Source organism: Polyangium sorediatum (assembly GCF_029946465.1).
Taxonomy (GTDB): domain Bacteria; phylum Myxococcota_A; class Polyangia; order Polyangiales; family Polyangiaceae; genus Polyangium; species Polyangium fumosum.
Map to the genome: position 1 here is coordinate 152,005 of NZ_JARZHI010000009.1, position 20,232 is coordinate 172,236.

General features: G+C 70.1%; 17 protein-coding genes. 8 read left to right on the plus strand and 9 right to left on the minus strand.

The window, feature by feature from the left end; genetic code table 11:
• Positions 1–2 precede the first annotated feature (2 nt).
• From QHF89_RS13645 to QHF89_RS13660, 4 genes are all read right to left on the minus strand, one after another.
• Positions 3–419 carry a hypothetical protein gene (locus tag QHF89_RS13645; protein WP_136969665.1) on the minus strand — a complete coding sequence of 139 codons (417 nt, stop codon included), beginning with the start codon at positions 417–419 and terminating at the stop codon, positions 3–5.
• 13 nt (positions 420–432) lie between these two features.
• Positions 433–1,125 carry a CDP-diacylglycerol--glycerol-3-phosphate 3-phosphatidyltransferase gene (gene pgsA / locus QHF89_RS13650; protein WP_136933188.1) on the minus strand — a complete coding sequence of 231 codons (693 nt, stop codon included), beginning with the start codon at positions 1,123–1,125 and terminating at the stop codon, positions 433–435.
• A complete protein-coding gene (locus tag QHF89_RS13655; protein WP_136969666.1) occupies positions 1,115–2,452 on the minus strand; it encodes a tetratricopeptide repeat protein in 1,338 nt (445 codons plus the stop codon). The genes pgsA and QHF89_RS13655 overlap by 11 nt, the downstream gene beginning before the upstream one ends.
• A 72-nt stretch (positions 2,453–2,524) precedes the next feature.
• Positions 2,525–3,247: a HisA/HisF-related TIM barrel protein gene (locus tag QHF89_RS13660; protein ID WP_136969667.1), complete on the minus strand. Its 723-nt coding sequence runs from the start codon at positions 3,245–3,247 to the stop codon at positions 2,525–2,527.
• A gap of 57 nt (positions 3,248–3,304) precedes the next feature.
• On the opposite strand from QHF89_RS13660, the gene QHF89_RS13665 reads away from it, so the two are divergent.
• Complete coding sequence (locus tag QHF89_RS13665) at positions 3,305–3,601, plus strand: DUF2288 domain-containing protein (RefSeq protein ID WP_136969668.1); 297 nt, start codon at positions 3,305–3,307, stop codon at positions 3,599–3,601.
• A gap of 327 nt (positions 3,602–3,928) precedes the next feature.
• Here the strand turns inward: QHF89_RS13665 and QHF89_RS13670 are convergent, their stop codons facing one another.
• Positions 3,929–4,453: a hypothetical protein gene (locus QHF89_RS13670; protein WP_284720447.1), complete on the minus strand. Its 525-nt coding sequence runs from the start codon at positions 4,451–4,453 to the stop codon at positions 3,929–3,931.
• A 7-nt stretch (positions 4,454–4,460) separates the two neighbouring features.
• Entirely contained in the window at positions 4,461–5,837 is a 1,377-nt protein-coding gene (locus tag QHF89_RS13675) for a hypothetical protein (protein WP_136969669.1), read from the minus strand.
• Between the two features lie 202 nt (positions 5,838–6,039).
• Between QHF89_RS13675 and QHF89_RS13680 the strand changes: the two genes are divergently transcribed.
• Genes QHF89_RS13680 through QHF89_RS13690 form a run of 3 tightly spaced genes read left to right on the plus strand, consistent with a single transcriptional unit; the run spans position 6,040 to position 9,541 of the window.
• Positions 6,040–7,716: a DUF1592 domain-containing protein gene (locus QHF89_RS13680; protein ID WP_136969670.1), complete on the plus strand. Its 1,677-nt coding sequence runs from the start codon at positions 6,040–6,042 to the stop codon at positions 7,714–7,716.
• Positions 7,713–9,089, plus strand: coding sequence for a DUF1552 domain-containing protein (locus QHF89_RS13685; protein WP_136969671.1), 1,377 nt, complete (start codon positions 7,713–7,715; stop codon positions 9,087–9,089). The genes QHF89_RS13680 and QHF89_RS13685 overlap by 4 nt, the downstream gene beginning before the upstream one ends.
• Positions 9,090–9,112: 23 nt before the next feature.
• Positions 9,113–9,541 (plus strand): nuclear transport factor 2 family protein, encoded by a 429-nt coding sequence (locus tag QHF89_RS13690; RefSeq protein WP_136969672.1) that lies wholly within the window; start codon positions 9,113–9,115, stop codon positions 9,539–9,541.
• 3 nt (positions 9,542–9,544) lie between these two features.
• Here the strand turns inward: QHF89_RS13690 and hisH are convergent, their stop codons facing one another.
• Both hisH and hisB read right to left on the minus strand, forming a co-directional pair.
• On the minus strand, positions 9,545–10,189 hold the full coding sequence (hisH, locus tag QHF89_RS13695) for an imidazole glycerol phosphate synthase subunit HisH (protein ID WP_136969673.1): 645 nt from the start codon (positions 10,187–10,189) through the stop codon (positions 9,545–9,547).
• Positions 10,190–10,191: 2 nt separating this feature from the next.
• Positions 10,192–10,779: an imidazoleglycerol-phosphate dehydratase HisB gene (gene hisB / locus QHF89_RS13700; RefSeq protein WP_136969674.1), complete on the minus strand. Its 588-nt coding sequence runs from the start codon at positions 10,777–10,779 to the stop codon at positions 10,192–10,194.
• A 70-nt stretch (positions 10,780–10,849) separates the two neighbouring features.
• Here hisB and QHF89_RS13705 point away from each other — a divergent pair, with 70 nt between their 5' ends.
• The 4 genes from QHF89_RS13705 (at position 10,850) to QHF89_RS13720 (ending at position 18,863) form a co-directional block, all read left to right on the plus strand.
• Positions 10,850–11,614: a hypothetical protein gene (locus QHF89_RS13705; RefSeq protein WP_136969675.1), complete on the plus strand. Its 765-nt coding sequence runs from the start codon at positions 10,850–10,852 to the stop codon at positions 11,612–11,614.
• A 66-nt stretch (positions 11,615–11,680) separates the two neighbouring features.
• Positions 11,681–14,080, plus strand: a complete 2,400-nt coding sequence (lon, locus tag QHF89_RS13710) for an endopeptidase La (RefSeq protein ID WP_136969676.1) — start codon at positions 11,681–11,683, stop codon at positions 14,078–14,080.
• 2 nt (positions 14,081–14,082) lie between these two features.
• Positions 14,083–16,407 (plus strand): tetratricopeptide repeat protein, encoded by a 2,325-nt coding sequence (locus tag QHF89_RS13715; protein WP_284720448.1) that lies wholly within the window; start codon positions 14,083–14,085, stop codon positions 16,405–16,407.
• Between the two features lie 11 nt (positions 16,408–16,418).
• Entirely contained in the window at positions 16,419–18,863 is a 2,445-nt protein-coding gene (locus QHF89_RS13720; protein ID WP_284720449.1) for an ATP-binding protein, read from the plus strand.
• 46 nt (positions 18,864–18,909) lie between these two features.
• Here the strand turns inward: QHF89_RS13720 and QHF89_RS13725 are convergent, their stop codons facing one another.
• Complete coding sequence (locus tag QHF89_RS13725) at positions 18,910–20,181, minus strand: tetratricopeptide repeat protein (protein ID WP_136969678.1); 1,272 nt, start codon at positions 20,179–20,181, stop codon at positions 18,910–18,912.
• Between the last annotated feature and the right edge of the window lie 51 nt (positions 20,182–20,232).

Sequence of the window (20,232 nt, forward strand, 5' to 3'; positions counted from 1 at the left end):
ACTCAGCCTCCGCTGCCCCCGGCGCCGCCCATCCCGCCCGTGCCTCCGGCGCCGCCGGTGCCGCTGGCCATGCCGCCGGTGCCGCTGGCCATGCCACCCGTGCCGCTGGCCATGCCGCCGGTGCCGCCCGTACCGCCGGTGCCTCCGGTGCCTCCGCCCGCGCCGCCTGCGCCGCCGACGCCGCCGGTGAGCGCCCCGGGCGTGCATGCGGGCTCGTCACTGCCCGTCGGCGGGCAGCAGATGTCCGAGGACCCGAGTAGCTCGGTCTTCGACACGCATACGAGGCCGTCCTCGCAGTCGCTGTTGTTGTTGTCGATGCTGCAAGCCTGACCGACGCTCTGGTTCGAACACGCGGCGAAGGCGAGGCCCGCGGCGAGCGTGACCAGGACGAACCCCGGGAAGATACGGCGTGAAATCACGCCGGCTCTCTTATCATTTTTCCCGCGCCTGCTCCGGTCCCTCGTACGCCGCCTTGTTCTTCGCGTCGATCGCATCCACGAAGAGGCTCATGTACCGGCCCGCGCTCCAGAGCGAAAAGACGAGCGACGTGTAGATCAAGAGCCGCCCGACGTGCACCAGATCGACGACCCCGAAGTCGAAGATGCCGATCGTGAACCCGTAGGGGTAGCCGAGGATCAGGCACACGATCCCGATCATCTGCAGCGCCGTCTTCGTCTTGCCGCCCTCGCCCGCGGCGATGATGATGCCCTCGGACGAGGCGATCGAGCGCAGGGCCGTGATCGTGATCTCGCGCGAGATCAAGAGCACCACCGCCCACGCCGAGATGCGCCCCATCGGGACGAGCCAGACCAGCGTGCCCGTGACGATGAGTTTGTCCGCGAGCGGATCGAGGAACTTGCCGAGCACGCTGACGAGGCCTTGCCGCCGCGCGAGCCAGCCATCGAGCATGTCCGTGATCGCCGCGAGCGCGTAGACCCCCGCGGCCCAGAAGCAGTCGTGCGGGCTGCCGCGCCCGAGCAGGATGAGCACGACCGGGATCATGATGATCCGGGCGAACGTCAGGAGGTTCGGGACGTTCCGCGCGTCCTCCCAGAGCGTCTTGCGCCGCGCCGCCTTGATCTTCCGGAGCGACGCCTTGTCCACCTTCGAGCCGCTAGCGACCATGGAGCAGCACCGTGCCCTCGCCCGAGAAGACGACCAAACTCTTCACCCCGGCCGGCGCCTCGCTCGGCGGGAGCGCCCGCGGAATCACGCGCCCCATCCAGCCGAGGACGCTCGGCGCGTGCAGCGCCGTGCTTTTGCCCTCACGGACGTCGAGCGCGAGCATCGGCCCCTTGAGCCGCGCCACGAGCGTCCCCGGGCCGCGGAGCTGCACCATCCCGACCGCCTCGCCGTCCCCCACAGGCATGCGGCCGTTCTCGTAGCTCATCGCCCCTTCGAAGCCACCGAGCAGATCCTCGCGCAGGTAAAGCGGCTCTTCTTCCAGGCTGATCGGCACGAGCTCGTGCTCCGGCGGCGGCGCGAGGACGAGATCCCCGCGCCCTTCGAGCTCGACGAGCCCGTCGCCCTCGCCGCCGAGCGGCTCCTCCAGCGACTTCCCGCGCATCCTCCGCATCATCGGCTTGTGGCGCGGGCCGCTCGTGTAGGCCATCGAGCGGACGAGCGAGGGCCGCACGGCAAACCCGCTCGTCGCCGCGACGAGCAAGACGCCACCCGGGTGCGCCGCGATCTTCCCCTCCGCGGGGAACGTGAGCGTGTGGCGCCGGCCGAGATCGGTCGGCGAGAGCGGGCCGCGCGGCGGCGAGTCGGACTTCGCCGCGTGGGTCGCCGTCGTGGTCGCCGTCGGCGTGGCGCGCGGCGGCCCCGCATCCGCGGCGGCGAGGAGAGCGTCCCAGCCCGCCGAGATCGACTGCGGCAGCGCGCTCGACGGCGTGAGGTCCATCGTGCGATCGAGCTCCTGGAACGATCCCGGCGGGAGCGAGGGCTTGCGTTGCCCGTTCAGCGTCATCCCCGTCGCGTCCATGATCCGACGCGCCATCGCCTCGTGACCGCCGCGCGTGAACGCGTGGAGCGCGCGATCCGCGTCGCCGAGCGCCTGATGCGCGAGGCCGAGGTACCCCCACGCGCGCTGGTGCCCCGCCTGCTGCGCGACCACCCGTTCGAGCTCCTGCCGCGCCCGCGCGGGTTGCCCCGTCTTCAAGAAGCAGAGCGCGAGGTTCACGCGCGGCTCGAGGGACTCCGGGTAGGCCTGGACGAGCTTCTCGTAGATGGCGATGGCCCGCGGGTAGAGGCCGAGCCGGAAGTAGACGACGCCGAGCAGGTCCTGGCCCTTCGGATCCGCGGGCGAGAGCTCGAGCGCCTGCTCCAGCTCGACCCGCGCCTCCACGACGCGGTTGTCCTGCAGCAGCTCGCCACCACGATACAGGTGGAAGAGGAAGTCTTCCCCGGGATCACCCGAGGGAGGGCGCGGCGGGGATGCTCGGTCGGCCACGGCGCGCAGGGTACACGATGATCGCCGCGGGAAAAGGGCGCGCGCGGCGTTTCACCTCCCGAACCGGGTGCGTCAGGGAACGGAGGCCGCCGCCGCGAGGGCCTCTTCCAGCGTGAAAACGCGCTCATAGAGCGCGCGCCCCACGATCGCGGCGGACACGCCCGGGACACGCGCGAGCGCGCGAATGTGCTCGAGGCTGCCCACGCCGCCCGACGCGATCACGGGAAACCCTCCCCTCTCGGCGAGCGCCGCCGTCGCCGTGACGTTCGGCCCCACCTGCGTGCCGTCCCGCGCCACGTCCGTGTAGAGCAGTGCAGCCACGGGCGCGCCCGCGAGATCACGCGCGACGTCGAGCGCCGTGCGGGTCGACGTCCGCACCCACCCCTCCACCGCGACGAACCCGTCCTTCGCATCGAGCGCGACGACCACGCGCCCCGGGTGCGCCGCCGCGAGCGCGCGGACCATCCCGAGATCCTGGATCGCGGCCGTCCCAAGCACGACCTTGTCTGCCCCGAGCGCGAGATACGCCTCCGCCGTCTCGGCCGAGCGCACCCCACCGCCGACCTCCACCCCCGGGCCGAACGCCTGCACGACCGCGCGGACGAGCTCCTTCTGCACGGGCCGACCTTCCCGCGCGCCCTCCAGATCGACCACGTGAAGCGCGTCGACCTTGCCCTTGAGCCCTGCCGCGAGGCCCACGGGATCCGTGTCGTAGATGGTGACAGCGTCGTACCGCCCTTGATGCAGGCGGACCGCCTTGCCCTCGAAGAGATCGATCGCAGGGAGGATCCACATCACGAGCCGAGGCCTACGATGGAACCGGCTCGAGGAAAAGCTAGGCTCTCGCGCATCATGCGGGAACGAATCGCCGAGACCCTCGGAGACGTCCACTGGAGCGACCTCCGCGCGCACCTCGCGCGCGACGCCGTCATCATCGTCGACGACGCGCTCGATCTGCTCGACGTCGGCGTGGCCCTCGCGAAGAACGACGTGCCCACCGTCGACGCGTGGATCCGCGCAGGGAAGCTCCAGAAGCCCACCACCGAGGATCTCACGCGCTGGTCGCTCGACGCGAGCACGCGCTTCCTCGCGGCCATCGTGCAGCCGTTCGTCTTGATCCGACGGCCCGCCGCGAAGGTGCTGTCTTAGGCGCGAGGCCCAGGCGCGAGCGCGCGTCTCCAGGTCGCGTGCACACGTCTCCAGGTCGCGTGCACGCGCCTCGAAGGTGCGTGCGCGCGTGTTCCGCATCACGAACACGCGTCTTTAGGTCGCGTGCACGCGTCTTTAGGTCGCGTGCACGCGTCTCCAAGTCGTGCGCACACGTCTCCACGTTGCGTGCGCGCGTGTCCCTCATCACGAACGCGCGTCTTTAGGTCGCGTGCACGCGTCTCCGAGTCGCGTGCGCACGTGTGTTTCGTCACGCGCACGCGTCTTCAAGTCGCGCGCGGGCGTCTCCAGGTCGCGTGCGCGCGTGTGTTACGTCCCGCCCATGCCGCCGGCGCCGCCCATGCCGCCGGCGCCGCCCATGCCACCGGCGCCGCCCATGCCACCGGCGCCGCCGGAGCCCGGGCCCGCGTTTGGATCGAGGCTCTCGATCCAGAGCTTCACGCAGTTGATCTCGAGATCACTCATCGATCCGCCGAGCGGCATCTTCAGCCCGCACGGCGGCGGATCCACGAGCTTCGCGTAGATCAGGCTGCCCGCCGCATCGATCGGGTTCGCCAGGATCACGCTCCCGCAAGACTCGGTCCCCGCGACGCTCACGAGCCGCGACTCGACGTTCGGCGAGGCCAGGTCCACCGTCGTCGTGCCGGCCGCATGGCAGTTCGCCGTGCCGCATTTCGCCGCGAGCATCGCAGGCACATCCGGGCAGGCGCCGCCGCCCTGGAAGATCGCCTTCTCCTCCTCGGTCAGCGTACCCGGACAACCAGCCGCGAGCGCGACGACGAAGGGGGCGGAGAGCGCCGCGACGCAGATACGGAAGAAGCGCGCGTTCATCATCGTGTCCTCAATCCATGTAAGCCAGGCCGAGCCGGACGCCGAAGAACTGATCGAGCGCGCCGCCCGCCACGAACGCGTCGCCGAGCACGGGATCGAAGTCCGAGAAGAACCGATCGTAGTGGCCGGTCAATCGAACCTGCAGCCCCGTCTCGAAGCGCACGGCGAGCCCCGCCGCCGCCGTGATCCCGTGCACCTTCGCCCCCGAGAAACGATCGTACACCACGCCCGTCGTGAGCGGCTCGAGCCACTCGAAGCCGAGGATCGCCGCCACCGGCCCGATCGGGATCCACCCGTCGACGCCCGCGCGGATCGCCAGGTAGTCCACATTCGCCACCTGGCTGCCGAGCGCGCCGGGCGCGTCGATCGCGAACGTCTGCCAGCGGACGCCGCCGAGCACGCCAATCACCGGCCCCGTCGGACGAGAGAGCGGAATCCGGACCTTCAGCGCCGCCGTGACCCGCTGGTAGACCGTGTCCACCGGCTCGCCGCCCTCCGTCGCGGACTGCAACCCGAACGCGCGTGCATACCCGAGCGAGAGCCCGAGATCCCGCAGCACCGGCACCGTGGTCATCGCCGCCGGGAACACCTCGACCGACACGGCTCCCACGGGCGCGCCGTACACGTCGTAGCGCCGTAGGTTCCCCGAGATCCCGTCCGAGTACGTGAACACGCGCCCGCCGATCTCGAAGCCGACCTCCGCCGACACGATCGACGAGCCCGCCTGATGCCGCACCCGCGCCGGAGGCTCCTCCTCCTTCGGCTTCGTCTCGGCCGGCGGAGGCGCCTCCGTGTCCTTCGGCTCGGGCGGCGGCGGCGGCGCGTACGTCTCGACCGCGCTCGTGATCGCCGCGGCGATCGCCTTCCTCCGTTCGTCCTCGGAGCCCTTCAGCGAGACCGCCGTGTCCACCGGCGTCGCGTCATCCTCGGCGTTCACCCACACGAGGTGCACGCGCGTCTCGCCGCGCGCCTTCTGCACGATGCCCACGAGCACCGCGCCCGCGTCGAGGATCGACGCCGCTTGCTGCACGCGAGGCACGAGCCGATCACGCTGCTTCGGGTTCGTCATCGCGGCGCCGAGCGGCTTCGACTGGCCCGCCTTGCGCAGCGCTGCGGAAAACTCCTTCGTCGTGGCGACGACGATCCGATCGGGGAGCACGGCCTCGATGTCCCCGCGCACCGAGCCTGCGTCCGGGCCCTCCACGTGCACGGCCAAGATCTTCTTCGCCGCAGGCTCCGCGGCCGAGGCCGAGGCCGGCGCGCTCGCGGCCACGAAGCCGAGGAGGGGCGCCACGAGGCGCGTCACCAGCGCGAAGGCCCACGCCGCCGTTCGCGTGGATCGCGAGCGATTCGCCGCCCTTCGCGGCACCGCGTTCATCAAAAGCACGGCGTGAGCCTACAGGGGCCCGCGCCCGGGGGTAAAGACCTCCGCAAGGACGTCCTCGGCAGCAAAATCCTTTGCCATTGCGAAATTCGTGTGAGGTCCAAGAGAATCGGCGGATCCTGGGATCGGACGCTTGCTTAACGCGTTGACGCCCGTGGAGGCCCGGCATACCACCGGGGTTGCCAAAGCCCTGGAGGTGGCCGGCATGGAGATTCTTAGCGCCCCTTCCTCCGTCATGCGCCGCATTCCGACGCTCCTGCGCGCCGGAGCGCTCGTCCTCGCTTGTCTCTTGCCCGCGTGCGTCGGGACGATCGGCGGCTCGTCGGAGGATCAAGCAGCCGTTCAATCGATACCCGAGCGCAGCGCCTTCCCGCGCTTGACCCACGCGCAGTGGGAAAACTCGGTGCGCGACGTATTGCGCCTCGATGCGCCCCCTGGATTCTCGGCGTCGTTTACCGGTGACCCGCTCGGCGGCGTCTTCGACAACAACGAGGCCGTCCTTTCGGTCACGCCGAACCTGTGGGCCGATTACCAGCGCGCCGCCGAGGAGCTCGCGTCCCTGGTCGTCTCGGATCCCGCGAAGGTCGACGCGCTCGTGCCGGCCGACGAGGGACAAGGGAACGAGGCCCGCGCCCGCGCCTTCATCGAGACCGTCGGCAAGCGCGCGTATCGCCGGCCCCTCACGGCCCCGGAAATCAACCAGCTCGTCGCGCTCTTCAACGAGGCCCCGAGCCTCATCGACGGCGACGCCTTCCTCGCCGGCGTCGAGCACGTCCTCTCGGCCCTCTTCCAGTCGCCGCATTTCATCTATCGCGTCGAGGGCACGCGCACCCCGCGCCCCGACGGCCTCATCCCGCTCGGCCCCTACGAGCGCGCCGCGCGGCTCTCGTACCTCCTCTGGAACACGATGCCCGACGACGTGCTCTTCGAGGCGGCCGCGGCGGGCGAGCTCGACACGCAGGAGGGCCTGCGCACCCATGCCGAGCGCATGCTCGCGGATCCGCAGGCGCGTGACGTCGTCCTCGCGTTCCACCGCCAGCTCTTCGACTTCCGGAAGTTCGAGGATCTCTACAAGGATCCCGCCGTCTTCCCCGAGTTCGTCCCCGAGATCGGAAAAGACCTCGTCCGCGAGGCCGAGCTCTTCGTCGAGGACGTGGTCTTCGAGCAGGAGGGTGGCCTGACCGCGCTGCTCACCTCGCGCACCGCGTTCGTGAACGACAGGCTCGCGGGCATCTACGAGGTCGACGCGCCGAACGGCGCCGAGTTCGGCAAGGTCGAGCTCGACCCCGAGAAACGCAGCGGCATCCTCACGCGCGCCGGCTTCCTCGCGGCGAACGGCACGGCCCGCGCGTCCGACCCGATCCACCGCGGCGTCTTCGTGAACCTGCGTGTCCTCTGCGCGCGTTTGCCGCCGCCGCCGAACAACGTCCCGCCGCTGCCGCCCGTCGAGGGCAAGACGACGCGCGAGATCGTCGCCAGCCACACGGGCAAGGGCACCTGCGGCGCCTCGTGCCACGGCACGCTCATCAACCCGGCTGGCTTCGCGTTCGAGAACTACGACGCGATCGGCCGGTACCGGGCCGAGGACAACGGCTTCCCGGTCGACGCCGCGGACGCGTATCCGCTCGGCGGAGGCATGGTGAACTTCAGCGACGCCCTCACGTGGAGCCAACTGCTCGCGGAGAGCCGCGAGGCGAACGAGTGCTTCGCGAAGAACTGGCTCGAGTTCGCCTATGGCAGGGATGCCGAGGTCGAGGACGCCAAGTTCATCGCGAAGCTCGGCGAGGCCTCGCGCACCGGCATGTCCGTCAAGGAGCTCCTGCTCGAGCTCGTCTCCTCCGACGCCTTCTCGACCCGCCGCCCTGTGGAGGTCGCGCAATGAATCGCCGTCATTTGCTTCGAGGTCTCTTCGGCGTCTCCCTCGCGCTCCCGTTCCTCGAGAGCTTCTCGCCGCGCAAGGCCGAGGCCGGCGCGGGCGACGTCCCTCCGTTCGCGATCTTCATGCGCCAGGCGAACGGCGTCGTGCAGCAGACCAACGACGAGCCGGAGATGTTCTGGCCGAGCCAGACGGGCGCGCTCACGACCGAGTCGATGAAGGCCGAGAGTGATCGTGCGGTCAGCGAGCTGAGCGAATATGCCTCGCGCCTCCTCCTGGTGAAGGGCATCAACTTCGCGTTCCCGGGCAACGGCTGCGGCCACTCCGGCGGCGGCAACCAGTGCCTCACGGCGCAGAAGGTCTCGACGGACCCGGTCGGCAACGAGTCCTTGGCGATGGGCGAGTCGATCGACAATCGCATCGCGCGCGAGCTCAACGCGGCAGGCGTCGAGCCCCTCACGTTGTATGCGGGCAAGAAGGCCGGCTACATCAACGAGGTGCTCTCGTACCGCGACGCGAAGGTCATCCGCGCGGCCGAGCACAACCCGATCAACGCCTACAAGGCGCTCTTTGGCCTCTCGGACCTCGACCCCGAGGTCCTGAAGCGGCTCGCCGCGCAACGCAAGAGCGTGAACGACCTCGTGCGTGAGCAGATGCAATCGCTCATGTCGCGCAAGGAGCTCGGCAAGGCCGACCGGGATCGATTGGACCTGCATTTCCAGTCGATCCGGGACCTCGAGGTCGGGCTCCAGTGCGCGCTCACGAAGGAAGAGGTCGCGGCGATGGAGGTGATGAGCCCGGACGCACGCGCGAACGACAACCTGGAGAAGGTCGCGCGGATGCAGATGGACATCATCGCGCTCGCGATGGCGTGCGGCACGACGCGCGCCGCGACGATCCAGATCGGCGACGGCAACGACAGCACCGAGTATTACATCAACGGCGTCCGGCAAAAGAGCTTCCACAAGATCTCGCACCGCATCGACAGCGACGGCTCCGAGGGCCCGCCGATCGAGGGCGCGTACCTGCTCCACCACGAGATCGACCGCATCCACGCGCGGATGTTCAGGTACCTGCTCGACAAACTCGCGGCCTACGATTTCGGCTCGGGATCGCTGCTCGATTTCGGCGTCGCGGTCTGGCTGAACGATCTCGGCAACAAGTACCACTCGTACACCGACGTCCCGTACGTCCTCGTGGGCGGCGCGAACGGCTACCTGAAGACGGGCCAGTACGTCGACGTGAACGGCGTTCACAACGGCCGCCTCCTCGGCACGATCGGCGCCGCCCTCGGCTGCAAGAACGCCGCGGGAGGCCCGCTCGACGATTTCGGCGACCCCGAGCTGCCGAAGGGCATGCTCACCGAGATCATCGCGTGAGCTGAAATGGTATATCGGGCAGCATGCCCACGCTGCCCGAGCGCATCCTCACGCTCTTCGCCACCTACCACATTCGCCGCGAGAAGATCCTCGCGGACCTCGACGCGCTCTACGCGCCCGACGTCCGCTTCGTGGATCCTTTCAACGACGTCACGGGCAAGGACCGCTTCCTCCGCATCAACGAGAACCTCTTCAAGCGCCTCCGGGAAATGCGCTTCGACGACCTCGCGCTCGTCGGCGAGGAGCCCCATTTCATGCTCTCGTGGACCGCGACGATCGAGAGCCGCCTCGGCCTCACGATCACGGCCCCGGGCGTGAGCGAGTTCCGCGCGGAGAGCGGCGTCGTCGTCTACCACCGAGATCACTGGGACGTGCTCTCGTCCGTGGCCGCGAGTGTCCCCGGCGTCCGGAAGCTCTATCCGCGCCTCACCGCCATGTTCTTCGAGCGGTAATCGTTACGCCGCGACGAACGCCCCGAGCAGCACGAGCCCTGCGCCCTGGCTCTTCTCGGGGTGGAATTGCACGGCCGTCACGTTGTCCCGCGCGACCGCCGCCGTGACCACGTTCGGCCCGTGCGTCACCGTCGCCACGACGATCGACGGGTCCTCCGGCACCGCGTGATAGCTGTGCACGAAGTACACGTGCGGCGCCTCCGCGCCCCACGCGCCGAGCGCGCCCTCGGGCGTTCGCGTCATCTCCAGCCGATTCCATCCGATGTGCGGGATCTTCACCGCGTCCGCGCCCGCGCCGGGATCGAGCCTGCGCACGGCGCCGCGAAACACGCCGAGCCCCGCGGCCCCCGGCGCCTCCTCGCTCGACGCGAACAGCGCCTGCAGCCCCAAGCAAATGCCGAGATAGGGTTTGCCTCGACGAATGGCCTCCCGCAGCGCCTCCCCGAGCTCGCCCGCGAGCGCGGCCGCGCAATCGCGGAACGCGCCTTGCCCGGGCACCACGATCTTGTCCGCGCCGAGCACGTCCTCGGCCCGCCCGCTGCGGACGACCTCGCTCGCCACGCCGCGATCCTCGGCCGCGCGCGTGATCGCCCGCTCCACGCTGCGCAGGTTCCCCATCCCGAGATCCACGACGACGATCCGCGCCATGGCTAGAGGCTCCCTTTCGTCGACGGCACGCCGGCCACGCGCGGATCGATCCGCGTCGCCCGCATCAGCGCCTTCGCGAAGGCCTTGAAGCTGATCTCGATGATGTGGTGCAGGTTCTCGCCCTCGTGCATTTTGAGGTGCAAGTTGCACTGGGCCGACCGGGCGAAGGCCTCGAAGAACACCGGGACGAGCTCCACGTCGAACGTCCCGACCTTCGCCTTCGGCAGGGGCACGCGGAACACGAAATACGGACGACCCGAGAGATCGAGCGCGCACGTCACGAGCGCCTCGTCCATCGGCAATGTCGCCTCGCCGTAACGCGTGATCCCGGCCTTGTCCCCGAGCGCCTGCGCGACGGCCGAGCCGAGCACGATCCCGAGATCCTCGGTCGTGTGGTGCCCGTCGATCTCCACGTCGCCTTGGGCCTCCACGGTCAGGTCGAAGAGCCCATGTCGAGCGATCTGATCGAGCATGTGCGAGAGGAACGGCAGCGGCGTCGTGATGCGGCTTTTTCCGGTCCCGTCCAGCTCGACCTCGACGGCGATGCGGGTCTCGTGGGTCACGCGTTCGACCCGGCTAGCACGCGGCATGGCGGCCATCGTAGCGGCCCCGCGCGCCCATGGCGAAGCTCCTGCGCCCAGGATGTGTTATGCCCGCCTCGTGAAGCTCTCCGCCTGGTTCGTCGCCCTCGCGCTCCTCGGCACGGCCTGCAGCTCGAGCACCCTCGTCCAGCAAGGGCCCAGCGACACGCTCCGCGCCTACGCCCGCGCCCTCGAAGAAGGCCACGTCGACGAGGCCTATCGCCTGCTCTCCGACGACGCGAAGCGCTCGATGTCGCTCGAAGCGTTTCGCCGCGCCGTGAAGGAGAGCCCCGACGAGGTCATCGAGATCGCCCGCGCCGTCTCGCGCCCCGCGAGTGATCCGCTCGTCACGGCCACCGTGAGCTTGCCGAACGGCGACGAGCTGCTCCTCGTCTACGAAGACGGCAAATGGCGCATCGACGCCGCCGCGATCGACCTCTACAGCCAGGCCACGCCGCGCCAGGCGCTCGCGGGCTTCTTGCGGGCCTTCGAGCGCAAGCGTTACGACGTCGTCCTTCGCTACGTCCCCGACGCCGAAAAAGAAGGCATCACCCTCGGCGAGGAGCCCGCGCCCGCCGCGACGCCCGAGGCGGCCCCGCCGGCCGGAAAGGCCGACGCGCCCGCGCCGAAGACGACCGGCACGGAGCTCACGGCGGAGAAGCTCCGCGCGGCCTGGGAAGGCCCGCAGAAGGACCAGATCAACCGGATCGTCCAGGCCATCCGCACCGCGCTGCCGACGGCCGTCATCGAGGAGACCGGCGACAGCGCGTCGATGTCCTACGGCGCCGGCGGTACGGTCGCCCTCGTTCGCGAGCACGGGCTCTGGAAAATTCGCGACTTCTGACGCGGCCCGCGCGGGCCCTGCGCGTTACGAGCGGGTCCGCAAAAAATGTACTAGGGTGTCGCGCGTATGGCCTCGAACGGCGCGCCCCCCTCTCGACCACCCTCTTCCTCGGGTGAGGATAGCGTCCCGATCCTCCCGCTGCGGAATTCCGTCTTGTTTCCGATGTCGGTGGTCCCGATCAACGTCGGGCGTCCCCGCAGTGTCCGGCTCGTCGAGGACCTCCTCGGCCGCGAGCGGGCCCTCGTCGGCGTGATCAGCCAGCGTTCGCCCGAGATCGACGAGCCGACCTTCAAGGAGCTCTACACGGTCGGCACCATCGCGCGGGTCGTGAAGGTGATCCGCCTCGGACCGAGCAACTACTCCGTCGTCCTGAACGGGCTCGGCCGCTTCCGCGTGAAGAACATCGTCGCGCTCGAGCCGTACATGCGCGCGAAGATCGAGCGCATCCCCGAGTCGCTCGTCCGCGACGTGGAGCTCGACGCGCTCGGCACGGGCCTGCGCGAAGCCACGCGTGAGGTCCTGCAGCTCATGCCGAACCTGCCGCGCGACACGGCGGGCATCCTCGACAACGTGCGCGAGCCCGGCGCGCTCGCCGATCTCATCGCCTCGAACTTTCCGCAGGCGCAGGCGTCCGTCGGCGACAAGCAGGAGATCCTCGAAGCCTTCGACGTGAAGGCCCGCGTGCGGCTCGTGCTCGCGATGGTGGGCCGCCAGCTCGAAGTGCTGCGCGTGAAGAAGGAGATCTCCTCCATGGTCCAGGAGGAGATGGGCAAGAGCCAGCGCGAGTACATCCTGCGCCAGCAGATGAAGAGCATCCGCGAGGAGCTCGGCGAGGCGGGCGAGGACGACGAGATCGAGGAGCTTCGCGAGCGGGTGCGCCGCGCGAAGGTCCCGCCCGAGGTCGAGAAGGTCGTGAAGAAGCAGCTCGGCCGCATGCGCTCGATGGCGCAGCAGTCGGCCGAGTACAACGTCACGCGGACGTACGTCGAGTGGATCGCGGACTTGCCGTGGTCGAAGACGACGGTCGATCGCATCAGCGTGCAGGAGGTGCGCCGTTGCCTCGACGAGGACCACATGGGCCTCGAAAAGGTGAAGAAGCGCATCGTCGAGTACGCCGCGATCCGGCAGCTCCGGGCCGACAAGAAGGGGCCGATCCTGCTCTTCATCGGGCCGCCCGGCGTCGGCAAGACCTCGCTCGGTCGCTCGATCGCCCGCGCGATGGGTCGCCAGTACGAGCGCATCGCGCTCGGCGGCGTGCGCGACGAGGCCGAGGTCCGTGGCCACCGTCGCACGTACGTCGGCGCCTTGCCGGGCCGCATCCTGCAGGCGCTGAAGAAGGCGGGCACGAAGAACCCGGTGCTCGTCCTCGACGAGGTCGACAAGATGGGCGTCGATCTGCGCGGTGATCCGGCGGCGGCGCTCTTGGAGGTGCTGGATCCCGAGCAGAACTCGACGTTCCAGGATCACTACCTCGACATGCCGTTCGACCTGTCGCAGGTGATGTTCCTGGCCACGGCGAACAACCGCGACACGATCCCGCCTGCGCTCTTCGACCGCATGGAGGTCATCGAGGTGCCGGGCTACACGCGCACGGACAAACTCGGCATCGCGCGTGAGTTCCTCGTGCCGAAGCAGCTCTCGGCGCACGGCCTCACGGACGAGCGGCTCGAGTTCACCGAGCCCGGCATCGCCGCGCTCATCGACCACTACACGCGCGAGGCCGGCGTGCGCGGGCTCGAGCGCGAGATCGCGGCGGTGTGTCGGGCCACGGCTGTGAAGCTCGCCGAGGGCAACGCGGTGCTGGAGGTCGTCTCGCCCGAGCACGTCGAGAAGGTCCTCGGCCCGCACAAGCATCGCCCGGAGATCGCCGAGCGCAACCTCGAGCCGGGCGTGGCGACGGGCCTCGCGTGGACGCCGACGGGCGGCGAGATCCTCTTCATCGAGGCCACGAAGATGCCCGGCAAGGGCAACGTCGTGCTGACCGGCAACATGAAGAACGTGATGCAGGAGTCCGCCACGACGGCCGTCTCCTTCGTCCGCAGCAAGGCCGGCGAGCTGCACCTCGATCCCGAGTGGCTGAAGAACATCGACCTGCACGTGCACATCCCGAAGCACGGCACGCCCAAGGACGGGCCGAGCGCGGGCGTGACGATGTTCACCGCGGTCTGCTCGCTCCTGCTCGGCTGCCCGGTGCGCTCGGACATCGCGATGACGGGCGAGATCTCGCTGCGCGGCCGCATCATGAGCGTGGGCGGCGTGAAGGAGAAGCTGCTCGCCGCGCACCGCGCCGGCATCAAGCACGTCATCATCCCAGCGAAGAACCGCAAGGATCTCGAAGACGTGCCGCAGGACATCCTCGACGAGGTCAAGGTGACGCTCGTCAACGCGATGGATGAGATCCTCCCGCTCGTGCTCGAACCCCCGCGACAAACGTCCGTGAGCACGCCGCCGCCGCCCCTGGCGTGAGCGTGAACCTGAAACGACTGGCGAGCGCGCGGCCGTCCTCGATCGGCATCGGGGTGGTCGTGCTGCTCGTGGGCGCGATCGGGTTTCTGCCGCTCTTCGACGGGCCCGGCTACGAGAGCGCGCTCGCCGCGGGCCTCGTCGTGCCGAGCGCCGCGGCGATCACGACGGCGCTTTCGGCGAGCAAGGCGCGACCGGCGCCGTTCGACGCGTTCGCCTCGGGCCTCGCGCGGGGCGCGATGTTCGTGGGCGCCGCGTGGCTCGTGACGATCGTCCACGGCCTGCGCGCGGGGTTCTGTGATCCGCTCTCCGGCTCGGTCCTGTTTGCCCTCGGTCCCGGGGTCGGCGCGCTGCTCGCGGGGGCGTGGGGCGCGGCGGCAGGCGAGATCGCGGGGCGCGTGAAGCGGCGGCGGCTCTGCGCGGTGCTGCTCGCGCTCGCGGCGCCGCTCGCGTCCGTGGGGGTCTCGCTCGTCCGCTTCTACACGAGCCCGATGGTCTTCGCGTACGACCCGTTCGTCGGCTACTTCAGCGGCAGCCTCTACGACACGGTCATCGACGCGTCGGGGCTCTACGCGTACCGGGCGGGCTCGGCCGCGACGTTGCTCGCGGGCGCCGTGCTCGCGTCGCACCTCGCGCGCACGGAAGATGGCAAGCTCGTGCGCCGCTCGAAAAGCCAGCCGGGCGCGATCGTGCTCGGCGTGTTCGCGGCGGCGGCGAGCCTCGGGATGACGCTCTTCGGCCACCGCCTCGGGCACTGGCACACGCCCACGAGCATCGCCGAGACGCTCGGCGGCAGGGTGGAGAGCGAGCGTTGCGACGTCGTCTACCCGCGCGGCATGCCTCGCGAGGACGCGCTGCGTTTCGCGCGGGACTGCTCTGCGCACGTCGTCGCGCAGGAGGCGTGGCTGGAGACGAAGGGGCCCGCCAAGATCACGGCGTACTTGTTCGCCGATCCCACGCAAAAAGGCGCGCTCATGGGCGCGGCCGACACCTACATCGCCAAGCCCTGGCGGAACGAAGTCTACGTCCAGCAGAACGGCTATCCGCACCCCGTGCTCGGCCACGAGATCGCGCACGTGATGGCCGGATCGTTCGGCCGAGGCCCCTTCCGTATCGCCGGCAGCCTCGGCGGCCTCTTGCCGAACCCCGGCCTCATCGAGGGCATCGCCGTCGCGACCTCGCCGCACGAGGGCGCGCTCTCGGCCCGCGAGTGGGCCAAGGCCATGAAGGACCTCGGCAAGCTCCCGAAGCTCTCGCGCCTGTTCGCGCTCGGGTTTCTCGGGGAAAACTCCAGCGTCGCCTACACGGCGAGCGGCGCGTTCGTGGGGTTCGTCAAGGAACGGTACGGCGCGGCGGCGGTGCGCGCGTGGTACGGCGGAGGATCGCTGCCGGAGATCACGGGCGCGAGCTGGGACGAGCTCGAGCGGTCGTTTCACGAGGACCTCGACCACGTGGTGCTGCCCGAGGCGGCGGCGGCCCAGGCGCGCGCGCGCTTCGAGCGGCCCGGGATCTTCGGCCGGCGCTGCCCGCACGTGGTCGACGCCTGCCGCAAGCGCGCCGAGGAGCAGAAGGCCCGCGGCGACGACGAGGGCGTGATCGAGGCGCTCCGCGAGGCCCTCGCGCTCGATCCGGGCGAGAGCGGCGCGCGCGTCTCCATCGCCCGCGCCCTCGTTCGTCTCGGCAAGCCCGACGCAGGCAAGGCCGAGCTCCAGGCGATCGCCGACGAGGCGCGTTTTCCCCGGCACGTCCGCGACCGCGCCCTGGAGGAGCTCGGCGACCTCGCGCTCGCCGAGGGCGATCACGAGCGCGCGATGATGCATTATCGCGAGGTCATGTCCCGCACCGTCGAAGAGGACCCGCTCCGCACCCTCGACGTGAAGGTCGAAGCCACGCAAAACCCGCGCAGCAAGGACGCGATCGTCGCCCTGCTCGTGGGCACGACGGGCCGCGGGCCCGACAAGATTCGCGCCGCCGAGGAGCTCGGCGCCTGGGCCGCGAGCGCGACGGACGACGGTCTGCCCGACTACCTGCTCGCGCGCAGCTACGTGGGCAGCGGCGACTTCGTCGAGGCGGCCCGGCGGCTCGATCGCGCGCTCGGTCGCCGCCTCGGGATCGGTCGGGTCGCGGCCGAGGCCGAGCGCCTGCGCCTGGTCACGGCCTGTGCGCTCGACGATCGTCCGACCGCCGAGCGGATGACGCTCGCGTATGTCGCGCGGAAAGATGTGCCACGCGCGCGACGCGAGGCCGCGGCGAGCTTGTATGCTCGTTGCACGGGCGCTTTGGCGCCGGCCGTCCCCGAGGTCACGAAAGCCGGGGGCGCGCTTCCATGAGGGAGGGATTGGTGCCCGATTCGGACAAGCTCGTCGTCCTCAACGCCGTGCTCCGCGTGGCAGCTCGTCATCCGAGCCTGCTCGCGCCGGCCGCGTTCGAAGACCTCTCGCGCACGCTCGCGGCGCACCTCTCGTTCGCCTCCATCGCCGTGCTCCTGCCGGACGACGAGGGACACCAGCGCTTCTACACCGACACCGCCGATCCGAACCTGCCCGGCAACGTCCGCTTCGGCGCGCGCATCCCCTTTGATCCGAGCTTCTACCAGCGCGTCTACGTCGAGGTGCGGCCGTACCTCTGTGACGACACGCGCCTCGGCAACGAGATCGAGCGTTCCGTCGGCGAGGCCGGCTACCGGTCCTACGTAGCCGCGCCCGTGCGCTCGCCGGACGGCAAGCGCGCGCTCGCCACGTTCACCATGACCTTCGCGGAGCCGGGCGCCGCGAGCCGCGCGCCCGTCGATCTGATCGAGGAGATCGGGGACATCTTCGGCGCGAGCATCGAGCGTTCGCTCCGGTCCGCGCGGGAGCGCAGGCTCGCGATGATCCTCGACACCTCGGGGGACGCGATGCTCGCGTGGGATCGCAGCGGCCGCGTCACCGACGCGAACCGCGCCGCGCTCGCGCTCACGGGCCACACGCGCGAGGCGCTCATCGGCCAAAACATCGGCTCGCTCCTCGACCCCGAGCCCGATCCGGCCGTGGGGTTGCCCGAGCCCGACGCGCGCCTCGTCCTCGTCGCGCGCACGCCCGAAGGCGAAGCGCGCCGGCTGCCCGTGGCGGTGACGATCACGGCCGTGGAGGACGATCCGCTCGTCGCTTGCCACGCGCTCCTGCGTGATCTTTCGGCGTGGGAAGCGAGCGAGCGCGATGTGGTCGCGCACCTCGCGCGCATCCGTGAGCTCGAGGAGCAACACCGCACGCTGCTCGACAACGCTCCGCTCGTGATCTTCCGGCTCGATCCGAGGACGCTCGAGCTCGTGTACCTGAACCACTGCGCCGAGCGGCTGCTCGGCGTCCCGCTCGACGAGGCGCTCGCCACGCCTGGGTTCTTGTGCGGCGTGCACGTCGATCAGGAGGGCGCCGCTGCGTACGACGAGGCCGTCCTCCGGGCCCGCGCGGGCATGCGCTCCTCGCCCTACGAGGCCCGCCTCGCGCGCCGCGGCGCGCACGCCATCACCGCGCGCGGCACGATCTATCCGCTCGTCGGCAAGGGCGGCGAGGTCGTCGCGATCGAGGGCCTCTTCATGGACGTGAGCGTCGAGCACGCCGCGCGCACGCGCCTCATCCAGGCCGATCGCCTTTCCACGCTCGGCACGCTCGCGGCCGGCGTCGCGCACGAGATCAACAACCCCGCCGCGTTCATCTTGCTCGGCATCGACATGATGGCGCGCATGCTCGACGGCCCCGGCGTCGAGCTTGGCCCGACCGTCTCCGAGCAGGTGCACCACATGCTCGGCGAGCTGCGCGACTCGACGCGCCGCATCGTCGACATCGTCCGCGACCTCCGCATGTTCGCGCGCGCGCCGGCCGGCACCCGCCGCATCGCGGTCGACGTGAACCGCACGGTGGAGAGCGCGCTCTCGCTCACGCGGGGTCAGATCATCGAGCGCGCGCGGATCGTCCGCGACCTCGGCGACGTGCCGCCCGTCATCATCGACGAGGGCCGGCTCGGGCAGGTGCTCGTGAACCTGCTCGTCAACGCATCCCAGGCGATCCCGCGCAACGCGCCCGGCGAGCCAGCCGTCACGGTCACGACGCGCAGCGACGATCCACGCACGGTGGAGATCGAGGTGCGCGACACGGGCGTGGGGATCTCGCCGGAGATCCTCGATCGGATATGGGATCCCTTCTTCACCACGAAGGAGCCCGGCGCGGGCACGGGGCTCGGCCTCTCGATCAGCCGTGAGATCATCGAGCGCAGCGGCGGCCGCATCTACGTCGAGAGCCCCATCGAGGCTGAAGCGCCGCCGCGCGGCGCGCGTTTCGTGATCGTCTTGCCCGCCGCGGGTCGAGGCGATTCGTCCATCCCGCCGATGCCCTCGACGCCGCCGCGCTCGATCAAGAGCGGCGTGCGTGTGCTCGTGGTCGAGGACGAGGCGCCGCTCGCGCGCGCCCTCGCCGAGGAGATCGGCCGGGTGCACGAGGTCTCCGTGGCGGGCGGGGCGCAGGGCGCGATGGAGGCCCTTTTGGTGCAGCGGTTCGACGTGATCCTCTGTGATCTCCGGATGCCGGGGATGAGCGGCGAGGCGTTTTACGAGAAGGTCGCCGCAGACAAACCCGACGTCGCGAAGCGATTCGTGTTCATGACGGGCGTGGGCTTCGGCGCCGACGTGGAGCGGTTCCTCGCGGAGTCGGGGCGGCCGGTGCTCGAAAAGCCGTTTTCCGCGGAGGATGCGCTCGCGGTGATCCAGAAGGTCGTCACGCGGCATGGGCGGGCGCCGTCGCCGGCGCGGTAAAACGACGCTCGGTTGTCGGATCGTTACATTTTCAGGAAAACCACGCCTACCCCTGGACAGGCGCTCCCTGGAGCTCCTCCCACAACGCCGCATCCCCCAGCGCCGCGCCCCGCTCCGCGTCCGCTCTCGCCTCGTCCGTGCGCCCCATCCGCAAAAACGCCCGCCCTCGCCAGACGAACGCCGTCGCGTATTCGGGATCCAGCGCCACCGAGCGCTCCGCGTCCGCAATACACGCCTCGTCGTCCCCTTGATCGAAAAACGCCTCGGCCCGGTTCGAGAGCACCCGCGCCGCCTCGGGATCGAGCTCCAGCGAGCTCGTGTAATCGGCGATCGCCCCCGCCACGTCGCCCACGAGGTGCCGCGCGATCCCGCGGGTATCGAACGCGTCCGCGTCCGGCTCCAGGTAAATCGCCCACGACGCGTCCGTGATCGCGCGATCGAGCTCGCCCGCTTCGAGCCACGCCGTCGCGCTCGATCGATACGCCCCCGCGATCGCCGCCGCGTCCCGCACGCCCCACGTCCACGCCCGCGCCTGCGCCGCGTCCGCGAGCGCGTCCGCGATCCGCTCCTCTTCGAGCGCCTGCAGCGCCGAATCCGCGTGCACGTTCACCTGCTCGATCCGCGTCTCCTCCGGCGCGGCGAGCACCGTCGATTCGAGCCGGCTCATGAACCGCGGCGACTCGCCACCTTCGTCGAACGTGTAAAACACGGGCTCGTCCTCGACCGTGAACGCCGGCATGTCGTGCGCGACCGCGAACGCGAGCGCCGCGAGGCCGAAGGCGTGGGTCTCCGGCAAGACCGAGACGAGCCGCCCGAGCGGCGTGTCCGGATCGAAGAGCCGATCCAGAAGCTCCTCCGTCTCCTCTGCCTGCAAAAATTCGAGCGAGAGTGACGTCTCTCCAGGCAGGGCCGCCTGGATCGTCGCGAGCAACGCGCCCCATTCGTCTTTGCGCAGCTCCCACACGAAGGGGAGGGACCAGCGCACGCGCGCGCCTTCATGGCCCTCATCGCGCAGCGCACGGATGTGCACGTCCACTTGCCGCAGCCTTGCGAGCAGGTGGCCGAGGACGAGGTCGAGGTCCGCCGTGGAGGGCAGGGTGACGAGGTCCTCGCCGTAAGGCAGAAAGAGCTGCGGCGCGGCTTCGCCGAGCTCCGCGAGGAAGGCGTCCTCCTCGTCGAGCGGCGCGCCCTCCTCGTCGACGAGCTCGAAGCGCGGCGCGCAGAACATCCGCCCGACCCCGAGGACGTGCGCGAGGAGCGGGAACGTCGCGAAGCTCCGGTACTCGAAATCCGCGTCACCGATGAGGAAATGGCCCATTTGACGCGTGCATCATGCGCCGCCGGAAGGTGCGCGGGCAAGGGGGGGAGG